Origin of the sequence: Cellulomonas chitinilytica (genome assembly GCF_016862675.1) — a bacterium.
GTDB classification, from domain to species: Bacteria; Actinomycetota; Actinomycetes; order Actinomycetales; family Cellulomonadaceae; genus Cellulomonas; species Cellulomonas chitinilytica.
Genome location: NZ_BONK01000003.1, coordinates 327,043 through 337,593 on the forward strand (window position 1 = coordinate 327,043; position 10,551 = coordinate 337,593).

The 10,551-nt window shown below is 73.1% G+C and carries 9 protein-coding genes; 6 read left to right on the top strand and 3 right to left on the bottom strand.

The genetic code is table 11. From position 1 onward, the window contains the following. Nucleotides 1–49: 49 nt before the first annotated feature. Complete coding sequence (dxs, locus tag Cch01nite_RS06200; RefSeq protein WP_203749947.1) at nt 50–1,927, bottom strand: 1-deoxy-D-xylulose-5-phosphate synthase; 1,878 nt, start codon at nt 1,925–1,927, stop codon at nt 50–52. Nucleotides 1,928–2,145: 218 nt separating this feature from the next. Here dxs and Cch01nite_RS06205 point away from each other — a divergent pair, with 218 nt between their 5' ends. The 6 genes from Cch01nite_RS06205 to Cch01nite_RS06230 are packed head-to-tail and all read left to right on the top strand — an operon-like array spanning nt 2,146 to nt 7,294. Continuing rightward, nucleotides 2,146–3,600 carry a GuaB1 family IMP dehydrogenase-related protein gene (locus Cch01nite_RS06205; RefSeq protein ID WP_203749949.1) on the top strand — a complete coding sequence of 485 codons (1,455 nt, stop codon included), beginning with the start codon at nt 2,146–2,148 and terminating at the stop codon, nt 3,598–3,600. Between the two features lie 5 nt (nt 3,601–3,605). Then, nucleotides 3,606–4,298, top strand: coding sequence for a type 1 glutamine amidotransferase (locus Cch01nite_RS06210; protein WP_203749951.1), 693 nt, complete (start codon nt 3,606–3,608; stop codon nt 4,296–4,298). A gap of 59 nt (nt 4,299–4,357) precedes the next feature. After that, nucleotides 4,358–4,969: an NUDIX hydrolase gene (locus Cch01nite_RS06215; RefSeq protein ID WP_203750135.1), complete on the top strand. Its 612-nt coding sequence runs from the start codon at nt 4,358–4,360 to the stop codon at nt 4,967–4,969. 8 nt (nt 4,970–4,977) lie between these two features. Further along, entirely contained in the window at nt 4,978–5,862 is an 885-nt protein-coding gene (locus Cch01nite_RS06220) for an aminoglycoside phosphotransferase family protein (RefSeq protein ID WP_203749953.1), read from the top strand. Nucleotides 5,863–5,884: 22 nt separating this feature from the next. After that, nucleotides 5,885–6,331, top strand: a complete 447-nt coding sequence (locus Cch01nite_RS06225; RefSeq protein ID WP_203749955.1) for a DUF1801 domain-containing protein — start codon at nt 5,885–5,887, stop codon at nt 6,329–6,331. A gap of 54 nt (nt 6,332–6,385) precedes the next feature. Further along, entirely contained in the window at nt 6,386–7,294 is a 909-nt protein-coding gene (locus Cch01nite_RS06230; protein ID WP_203749957.1) for an arginase family protein, read from the top strand. Between the two features lie 72 nt (nt 7,295–7,366). Here Cch01nite_RS06230 and acnA read toward each other — a convergent pair whose 3' ends face one another. Together acnA and Cch01nite_RS06240 are read right to left on the bottom strand one after the other, a co-directional pair. Then, complete coding sequence (acnA, locus tag Cch01nite_RS06235; protein ID WP_203749959.1) at nt 7,367–10,114, bottom strand: aconitate hydratase AcnA; 2,748 nt, start codon at nt 10,112–10,114, stop codon at nt 7,367–7,369. Between the two features lie 220 nt (nt 10,115–10,334). Next, nucleotides 10,335–10,511 carry a translation initiation factor 2 gene (locus Cch01nite_RS06240; protein WP_203749961.1) on the bottom strand — a complete coding sequence of 59 codons (177 nt, stop codon included), beginning with the start codon at nt 10,509–10,511 and terminating at the stop codon, nt 10,335–10,337. Nucleotides 10,512–10,551 lie beyond the last annotated feature (40 nt).

Consider the following 10,551-nt stretch of genomic DNA (forward strand, 5'->3'; position numbering starts at 1 on the left):
GGGGCCAGAGAGAGGCGCAGGTCACACCAGCCCGTGGCGAATGCGCAGGTCAGACGGCCTTCCCGAGTGCAGTCAGCACGTCCCGGGCCACATCCTCGGGGCGCAGCCGCAGGGTGCCGACGAGCTGCTCCCGGGTCGCGTGGTCGAGGAACTGGCGTGGGATCCCCACGGCCTGCACCGCCGTCGAGATACCCGCCTCGCGGCAGCGCTGCCCGACGAGCGCGCCGACCCCACCGTCGACCACGCCGTCCTCGATCGTCACGGTGTGGTCGTGCTCCCCGACGAGCTTGGTGAGCGCTGCGGGGACCGGCATGACCCAGCGCGGGTCGACGACGGTGGCGCGCAGCCCGTGCGCGGCGAGGATCTCGGCGGTCCGCAGCGCGGTGGACGCCATCGCACCGACGCCGACGACGAGCACGGACGGCCCCTGCCCGCCGTGCCGGGCGAGGACGTCGACACCGTCCACGTCCTCGAGCGACGGGATCTCGTCGCCCATCGCACCCTTGGGGTACCGCACCACCGTGGGGGCGTCGTCGACGTCCACCGCCTCGCGCAGCGCGACGCGCAGCGTCTGCTCGTCGCGGGGCGCCGCGAGGCGCAGGCCCGGCACCACACCGAGCATCGCCATGTCCCACATCCCGTTGTGGCTCGCGCCGTCGTCGCCGGTGAGCCCGGCCCGGTCCAGCACGAACGTGACGCCGGCGCGGTGCAGGGCCACGTCCATGAGCACCTGGTCGAACGCGCGGTTCAGGAACGTCGCGTAGACGGCCACCACGGGGTGCAGCCCGCCGAAGGCCATGCCCGCGGCCGACGTCGCCGCGTGCTGCTCCGCGATGCCGACGTCGAACACCCGCTCGGGGAACTCCTCGGCGAACGGGGCGAGCCCCACGGGCTGGAGCATCGCCGCGGTGATCGCGACGACGTCCTTGCGGCGCCGGCCGATCCGCACGATCTCGTCGGCGAACACGCTCGTCCACCCGAACCGCGACGGCGCGAGGGGCAGCCCCGTCTCGGGGTGGATCCGCCCGACCGCGTGGAACCGGTCGGCGATGTCCTGCTCGGCCGGCGTGTACCCGCGGCCCTTCTCGGTGATGACGTGCACGATGACCGGCCCGCCGAACGCCTTCGCCCGGACGAGCGCGCGCTCGACGGCAGGCTCGTCGTGCCCGTCGACCGGTCCGACGTACTTGATGCCGAGGTCCTCGAACATGCCCTGCGGCGCGACGACGTCCTTGATGCCCTTCTTCAGGCCGTGCAGCGCGTCGTACGCCATCCGGCCCGGCGTCCCGGAGCGCCGCAGCGTGCGCTTGCCCCAGGACAGGACGTTCTCGTACCCCTGCGTCGTGCGCAGCGTGTCGAGGTGGTGCGCGAGGCCACCGATCGTCGGCGCGTACGACCGGCCGTTGTCGTTGACGACCACCACCAGCCGGCGGTCCTGGCCCGCCGCGATGTTGTTCAGGGCCTCCCACGCCATGCCGCCGGTGAGGGCGCCGTCGCCGATCACGGCGACGACGGAACGATCCCCGCGACCCTGCAGCTGGTTCGCCTTCGCGATGCCGTCGGCCCAGCTCAACGCGGTCGACGCGTGCGAGTTCTCGACGACGTCGTGCTCGGACTCGGCGCGGCTCGGGTAGCCCGACAGGCCGCCCTTGCGGCGCAGCTGCGAGAAGTCGGAACGCCCGGTCAGCAGCTTGTGCACGTACGCCTGGTGGCCGGTGTCGAAGACCATCGTGTCGAGCGGCGACTCGAACACGCGGTGCAGCGCGATGGTGAGCTCGACGACGCCGAGGTTCGGTCCGAGGTGACCGCCCGTGCGGGAGACCTGCTCGACGAGGAACGTGCGGATCTCGTCCGCGAGGTCCTGGACCTGGCGGGGGGTGAGCGCGCGCACGTCGGCAGGCGACCCGATGCTGTCGAGCTGTCCCATGGCGGCCTCCTTCCTCGGTGCGGCGACGATGCCGCACGGTGCGGACTGCCGAAGGCTTGCCCACACTCTAGGACGCGATCCGTCCCCCTCGCCGCCGCGACCGGCGTCCGGTGGTGGAGGCTGCGTGAAGAGACCGCGAGGTCCCTGCGGTCCGGGGCCGGGTCCTGGGGTCGGCCCTGGACGACCGACTACCATGGACCGGAAAGGGGAAAATACCCATGCGCTTCCTGCCCGGCCACGCGGCCACCTCCGACCTCACCTACGGCGACGTCTTCCTCGTCCCGTCCCGCTCGGAGGTCACCTCCCGGTTCGACGTCGACCTCGCGTCCGTCGACGGCACCGGCACCACCATCCCGATCGTCGTCGCGAACATGACCGCCGTCGCCGGCCGTCGGATGGCCGAGACGGTCGCCCGCCGCGGTGGCATCGCCGTGATCCCCCAGGACATCCCGACGGACGTCGTCGCCGACGTCGTGTCGTCCGTGAAGGCCCGGCACACCGTCGTCGAGAGCGCCGTCGTCGTCTCGCCGCACGACACCGTGCACACCGCGCTGACCCTCATCGGCAAGCGCGCGCACGGCGCCGCCGTCGTCGTCGAGGACGGCCGGCCCGTCGGCGTCGTCGCCGAGGCGGACTGCCAGGGCGTCGACCGGTTCACCCAGGTGGCCGACGTCATGACCGCCCACCCGACGACCGTCGACCTCGCGGTCGTCGAGCAGGGCGGCGTCCGCGGCCTGGAGGCGGCGTTCGAGCAGCTGCACGGCTCACGCCGCCGCTTCTCCCCCGTCGTCCGCGACGGCGAGCTCGTCGGCGTGCTCACGCAGGTCGGCGCGCTGCGCTCGTCCATCTACACGCCCGCGGTCGACGCGAACGGCCGCCTGCGGGTCGCCGCCGCCGTCGGCATCAACGGCGACGTCAAGGCGAAGGCCGCCGAGCTGCTCGACGCCGGGATCGACGTGCTCGTCGTCGACACGGCGCACGGCCACCAGCGCAAGATGCTCGACGCGCTCGGCGCCGTCCGTTCGCTCGACCCGCAGGTCCCCGTGGTCGCCGGCAACGTCGTCACCGCCGCGGGCACCCGCGACCTCATCGCCGCCGGTGCGGACATCGTCAAGGTCGGCGTCGGCCCAGGCGCGATGTGCACGACGCGCATGATGACCGCCGTGGGTCGTCCGCAGTTCTCGGCCGTGCTCGAGTGCGCCGCCGAGGCGCGCCGGCTCGGCAAGCACGTGTGGGCCGACGGCGGCGTCCGGCACCCGCGCGACGTCGCGCTCGCCCTGGCCGCCGGTGCCTCCCAGGTGATGGTCGGCTCGTGGTTCGCGGGCACGCACGAGTCCCCCGGCGACCTGCACGAGGACGGCAACGGCCGCCTCTACAAGGAGAGCTTCGGCATGGCGTCCGCCCGTGCCGTCGCCGCCCGTACGCGCGGCGGCTCGGCGTTCGACCGGGCCCGCAAGGCGCTGTACGAGGAGGGCATCTCCTCGTCGCGGATGTTCCTCGACCCGCGTCGCCCGGGCGTCGAGGACCTCATCGACCACATCACCGCCGGGGTCCGCTCGGCGGCCACGTACGTGGGTGCCACGACGCTCGACGAGCTCCACGAGCGCGCGAACGTCGGCATCCAGTCGGCCGCCGGCTACGAGGAGGGGCGCCCCCTGCCCGACGGCTGGTGAGCGGCATGCGTCCCGTCCTGGTGCTGACGCACGCCCCGCACGAGGGGCCGGGCCGGATCGCGCCCGCGCTCGACGCTCCGGTGCAGGTCCGGACCGTGCTGGACGTGGCCGACCCGCGGCTGCCCGCGCTCGACGCCCTGTCGGGCATCGTCGTCATGGGCGGCCAGATGGACGCCGACGACGACCGCGGCCACCCCGGCCTCGCCGCGGAGCGCCGGCTCCTCGCGGCGGCCGTCGACGCCGACGTCCCCGTGCTCGCCGTGTGCCTCGGGATGCAGCTGCTGGGCCTCGCGCTGGGCGCGCACCTGCACCGTCGCACCGGCACCGAGATCGGGTTCGGACCGGTCGACGTCGTCGCCGACGACCCCGTGCTCGGCGCGCTCGGGGTCCGGCCGACCGTGCTGCACTGGCACTCCGACTCCGTCGGGCTGCCGGTCGGGGCGACGCTTCTGGCCTCGACGGCCGCAACTCCCGTCCAGGCGTTCCGCGCCGGGAGCGCGCTCGGTCTGCAGTTCCACCCCGAGGTCGACGTGGGGATGCTCGACCTCTGGCTCGCGACCCGGGACATGGCCGACGACCTCGACGCGGACGAGATCGAGGTCGTCCGGGCCGACGGCGCGACCCACCTGCCGACCCTCGTCCCCGCCGCCGAGAAGGCGTTCGCGACGTTCGGCGAGTCGGTCCGGGCCCGCGGGTGACCGGTTCCGGCGCCCGGGCCGAGCTCGTCGACCTGTGCGGGCGCGGGATCGACTGGCGCATGGACCCGGCCCGGGTCCTGCCTGACCCAGGCACGGCCCGCCCCGCCGCCGTGCTCGTCCTGTTCGGGCACCTCGACGACCGGCCGGCGGACGCGGCGCACCCGGCGGTGGCGCGCGACCTCGACGTCCTGCTGCAGCGCCGCTCGGCGACCCTCGGCCACCACGCCGGACAGGTCGCGTTCCCGGGCGGAGGCATCGACGCGACGGACGCCGACGCCGCCGGTGCGGCGCTGCGGGAGGCGGTCGAGGAGACCGGTCTCGACCCGAGCGGGGTCGAGGTGCTGGGCGCGCTCGCGCCGCTGGCCCTCCCGGTGAGCAACTACCTCGTCACGCCCGTGCCCGCGTGGTGGACCCGGCCGTCGCAGGTCGCCGCCGTCGACCACCGCGAGACGGTCGACGTGTTCCGCGTGCCGGTCGCCGACCTGCTGGACCCGGCGAACCGCGCGAGCGTCGAGCAAGAGCGCGGTGACCGTCGCGTCCGCACCCCGGCGTTCGTCGTCGACGACGTGCTGGTGTGGGGGTTCACCGCCATCGTGCTGTCCCGGATGTTCGACGCGCTCGGCTGGGCGGAGCCGTGGGACACCCGTAGGCTCGTCGATCCCCGCACCTGAGGAGCGTCGTGCCGCACCCGAAGATCGAGGTCACCGTCACCGAGGACCTCGCCCGTACCCTGCTGCGCCGGCAGCACCCGGACCTGGCCGACCTGCCCCTGCGGTGGGTCGGGACCGGATGGGACAACGCCCTGTGGCGGCTCGGAGACCACCTGGCGCTCCGGTTCCCCGTGCGGGAGTCCGCGGTGCCGCTCGTGATCCACGAGCAGCAGTGGCTGCCGGTGCTCGCGCCGCACCTCCCCGTCGACGTGCCCGTCCCCGTCCGGGTGGGGGTCGCCGGTGCCGGGTACCCGTGGCCGTGGAGCGTCGTGCCGTGGTTCGACTCCGTCTCCGCGGGCGTGACCCCCGTCGAGGAACGCGGCGCCTGGGCGGAGCAGCTCGCGGACGTGTTCGTCGCGCTGCACCGGCCCGCCCCGGTGGACGCTCCCCGGAACCCGTTCCGGGGAGTGCCGCTCGCGACCCGCCGCCAGGCCGTCGAGCACCGGGCCCGCACGGTGGTGCCCCGTCGTGCCGAGCGCGTGCTGGCCCGGTTCGACGCACTGGCCGCGGCACCCACCTGGGACGGGCAGCCGTTGTGGCTGCACGGCGACCCGCATCCCGCGAACCTGCTCGTCCACGACGGCGCGCTGCGGGCGGTCATCGACTTCGGCGACCTCACCTCCGGTGACCCGGCCTGCGACCTCAGCACCGCGTGGCTGACGTTCGACGCCGACGCCCGGGCCCGGTTCCGGGCGCGCGTGGACGCGGGGTGCGGCTGGGACGACGCGATGTGGCGCCGGGCGCAGGCCTGGGCGCTGTCGATGTCGGTGTCGTTGCTCGCGCACCCCGACGAGTACCCGGAGCTCGCCGCGATGGGCCGTCACGGCCTCGCGCAGGCTCTGGCCGAGGACTGACCGGGCCGCTGATACTGGCGCCATGGCCGACGAGCCGAAGACCCGCCCCACCGACGCGGACGTCGACGCGTTCGTCGACGCCGTGCCCCATCCCGTGCGCCGGCGTGACGCACGGACGTTGATCGAGCTGCTCTCGCGCGTCACCGGTGAGGCGCCGACGCTGTGGGGCCCCTCGATCATCGGGTTCGGCACGTACCACTACCGGTACGCGACCGGGCGCGAGGGCGACATGGCCGCCGCCGGCTTCTCCCCCCGGAAGGCTGCGACCACGGTGTACCTGAACGACGGGGTCGACACGCACGCGGACCTGCTCGAACGGCTCGGACCGCACACGACCGGCAGGGGCTGCCTGTACGTCAAGGACCTCGACGACGTGGACCTGGGCGTGCTCGAGGCGATCCTGCGCGCGTCCTACGCGGCGTTGACGGTCGGCGACTTCGGCAGGCGCCTGTCGGGCCCCTCCGTCTGATCGACCACGGTCGCGACGCCTGACCGTGTCGGAGCCCGTCCCTACAGTGACCAGATGGCTCCCGGCACCCCGCTCGGGCTCGTCGGCATCCCGTCGAGCGTCGCCGCGCACGCCCCCGGTCTCGAGCGGGCACCGGCCGCCCTGCGCGCCGCCGGGCTCGCCGACGCCCTCGGCGTCCCGCTCGTCGACCACGGCGACACGCCGGTGGCGCGCTGGCGTCACGACCCGCCGCGCGACGAGTCGCCGCACGACGCCGAACGGGTCGCCGAGGTCCTGCAGGAGGCCCGTGCCGCGGTCCGTGGCGTCCTCGCGCACGCGCACCGACCCCTCGTCCTGGGCGGCGAGTGCACGGTGACCCTCGCCGTCCTCGCAGCGTTCGCGGACGCCGGTCAGGACGTCGGGCTCGTTTACGTCGACGGCGGTCAGGACCTCCACCTGCCGGCCGACCACCCGGACGAGCCGATCGCCGACTCGATGGGTGTCGCGCACCTGCTCGACCTTCCCGGGGCGCACGACGCGCTCGCCGGGATCGGTCCGCGCCGCCCGCTGCTCACGCCCGACCGGCTGGCGTTCGTGGGCTTCTCGGACGACGAGGAGGACGTGCACGGGCAGGTCCCGGCGCTGCGGCTGCCCGCCTCCGTTGTCGAGACCGACCCCTCCGCGGCGGCAGCGCACGCGGTGGCGACGGTTCAGGGGGACGACGGCTTCGTCGTCCATCTGGACGTCGACGTCCTCGACTTCCTGCGGCTCCCCCTCGCCGACATCCCGACCTACGGCCGTGGGCTCGCGCCCGACGATCTCGCGACGCTGCTGCGAGGGCTGGTCCGCTCCCCCGGGTTCGGCGGCCTGGTCCTCGTCGAGGCCAACCCCGACCGGGACGACGCCGCCGGGACGCACCTGCGCACGCTCGTCCGGCTGCTCGCGCACGCGTTCGCCGACGAGGAGACCCCCCAGGAGGGCTGACCGTCGTTCGTGGCAGACGCGAACGCGCCCGGACCCCGTCGGGGTCCGGGCGCGTGTCACGTGGTCCGGACGTCAGGCGACGCCGGCGACCTGCCGCAGGACGTACTGCAGGATGCCGCCGTTGCGGTAGTAGTCCGCCTCGCCGGGGGTGTCGATGCGCAGGACGGCGTCGAACTCGACGACGGTGCCGTCCTCCTTCGTCGCCTTCACGGCGAGCGTGCGCGGCGTCGTGCCCTCGTTCAGCGCCGTGACACCGGTGATGTCGAACGTCTCCGTGCCGTCGAGACCGAGCGAGTCGGCCGACTCGCCCTCCGGGAACTGCAGCGGCAGCACGCCCATCCCGATGAGGTTCGAGCGGTGGATCCGCTCGAAGCTCTCCGTGATGACGGCCTTGACGCCCAGCAGGCTGGTGCCCTTGGCGGCCCAGTCGCGCGACGAGCCCGAGCCGTACTCCTTGCCGCCCAGCACGACCAGCGGGATGCCGGCCGCCTGGTAGGCCTGCGCGGCGTCGTAGATCGACGTCTGCTCGCCCGTGAGCAGGTTCTTCGTGAACCCGCCCTCGACGCCCGGCACCAGCTGGTTGCGCAGGCGGATGTTGGCGAACGTGCCGCGGATCATGACCTCGTGGTTCCCGCGGCGCGAGCCGTAGGAGTTGTAGTCACGACGCTCGACACCGTGCTCGGCGAGGTACAGGCCGGCCGGGCTGTCGGCCTTGATCGAGCCGGCCGGGCTGATGTGGTCGGTCGTGACCGAGTCGCCCAGCTTGGCCAGCACGCGGGCGCCGTGGAAGTCGACGACCGGAGCCGGCGCCGCCTGGATGCCCTCGAAGTACGGGGGCTTGCGGACGTAGGTCGACTCGGGGTCCCACTCGAACGTGTCGCCCTGCGGCGTGGGCAGCGAACGCCACCGCTCGTCGCCCGTGAACACGTCGGCGTAGTCCTTCGTGAACATCGCGCGGTCGATCGACGCGTCGATGGTCGTCTGGACCTCGTCGGGCGTCGGCCAGATGTCCTTGAGGAAGATGGGGTGCCCGGCCTCGTCGCGGCCCAGCGGGTCGGACTCGAAGTCGAAGTCCATCGTCCCGGCCAGCGCGTACGCGATGACCAGGGGCGGGGACGCCAGGTAGTTCATCTTGATGTCGGGGTTGATGCGACCCTCGAAGTTCCGGTTGCCCGACAGGACCGCCGCGACGGCCAGGTCGTGCTCCTGGATGGTCTCCGAGACCTTCTCGTCGAGCGGGCCCGAGTTGCCGATGCACGTCGCGCAGCCGTAGCCGACCAGGTGGAAGCCGAGCTTCTCGAGGTACGGCCACAGGCCGGCCTTCTCGTAGTAGTTCGTGACGACCTGCGAGCCGGGCGCCATCGACGTCTTGACCCACGGCTTGGCGGTGAGGCCCTTCTCGACGGCCTTCTTCGCGACGAGCGCCGCGGCGATCATCACCGACGGGTTCGACGTGTTGGTGCAGCTCGTGATCGACGCGATCGCGACCGCGCCGTGGAACAGGTCGAACTGGCGACCCTCGGAGTCCGTCGTCGGGTAGACGCGGGTCGCCGACGACGTGATCGCGGGCGAGTCGGACGCCGGGAACGACTCCTCCTCGGCCTCGTCGACCCCGTTGGCCGCCTCCGGCGCGTACGTGGGCAGGTCGCGCTGGAACTGCTCCTTGGCCCGCGACAGCTCGATGCGGTCCTGCGGACGCTTCGGGCCGGCGATGGACGGCACGACGGTGGACAGGTCGAGCTCGAGGTACTCCGAGAACACCGGCTCGACGTACGAGTCGAGCGTCGGGTCGAGCCACATGCCCTGCTCCTTGGCGTACGCCTCGACGAGCGCGAGCTGGTCCTCGGAGCGGCCGGTCAGGCGCAGGTACTCGATCGTCACGGAGTCGATCGGGAAGATGGCGGCCGTCGAGCCGAACTCGGGGCTCATGTTGCCGATCGTGGCGCGGTTGGCGAGCGGCACGGCCGCGACGCCCTCGCCGTAGAACTCGACGAACTTGCCGACGACGCCGTGCTGGCGCAGCTTCTGCGTGATCGTGAGCACGATGTCTGTGGCCGTCACACCGAGCGGGATCACGCCCGTGAGCTTGAAGCCGACGACGCGCGGGATGAGCATCGACACGGGCTGGCCGAGCATGGCCGCCTCGGCCTCGATGCCGCCGACGCCCCAGCCGAGCACGCCCAGGCCGTTGACCATCGTGGTGTGCGAGTCGGTGCCGACGCAGGTGTCCGGGTAGGCCTTGCCGTCGCGGACCATGACCCCGCGGGCCAGGTACTCGATGTTGACCTGGTGCACGATGCCGGTGCCGGGCGGGACGACCTTGAAGTCGTCGAACGCCGTCTGGCCCCAGCGCAGGAACTGGTAGCGCTCGCGGTTGCGCTCGTACTCGAGGGCGACGTTCCGCTCGAAGGCGTCGGCGCGGCCGGCGACGTCGATCTGCACCGAGTGGTCGATGACCAGCTCGGCCGGCGAGAGGGGGTTGATCCGGGTCGGGTCGCCGCCGAGGTCGACGACGGCCTCACGCATGGTGGCGAGGTCGACGACGCAGGGCACACCGGTGAAGTCCTGCATGATCACGCGCGCCGGCGTGAACTGGATCTCGGTGTCGGGCTGCGCGTCCGGGTCCCACCCGGCGAGCGCGCGCACGTGGTCGGCGGTGATGTTGGCGCCGTCCTCGGTGCGCAGCAGGTTCTCGGCGAGCACCTTGAGGCTGAACGGGAGGCGCTCCAGCCCGGGGACCGCGGAGAGGCGGTACACCTCGTACGAGGCGTCACCGACCTCGAGCGTTCCCTTCGAACCGAAGCTGTCGACGCTGCTCACGTGGGGCTCCTTCGCTGGCGAGTGTGCCGGTGGTGCTGCCGGGGATGGGGGTCACCCGGACGGCGGGGCTGTGCGACCGTCCAGCCTACGTCGGCGGCAGTCGCAAACTATCTCGACGTCAAGATACATGCTGGAGGCGCTTCGCCGCACCTCTGCCCACGTCGTGGCGCAGATCGACCCCCGACGCCACCCTGAGGCTCGGGGGTCGACGTCCTGCCCGTCAGGCGGAGCCGCTGCCGTCCTTCTCCTTCTGGAGAGCGTCCAGCGCTTTGCGCTCCGCCTCCACGGCTCGCTGGTGCGCCCGCGCGTCGTACTCCGGCGTGCCCTGCTTGTGCAGCTCCTGCGTCGCCAGCCGGCTCGCCTCGGCCAGCCGGTGCGCCGCGTCGTGCTCGCTCACCGTCAGCTCCTTCTCCGCCGGCCGCCGCGGTCCGGCTCCG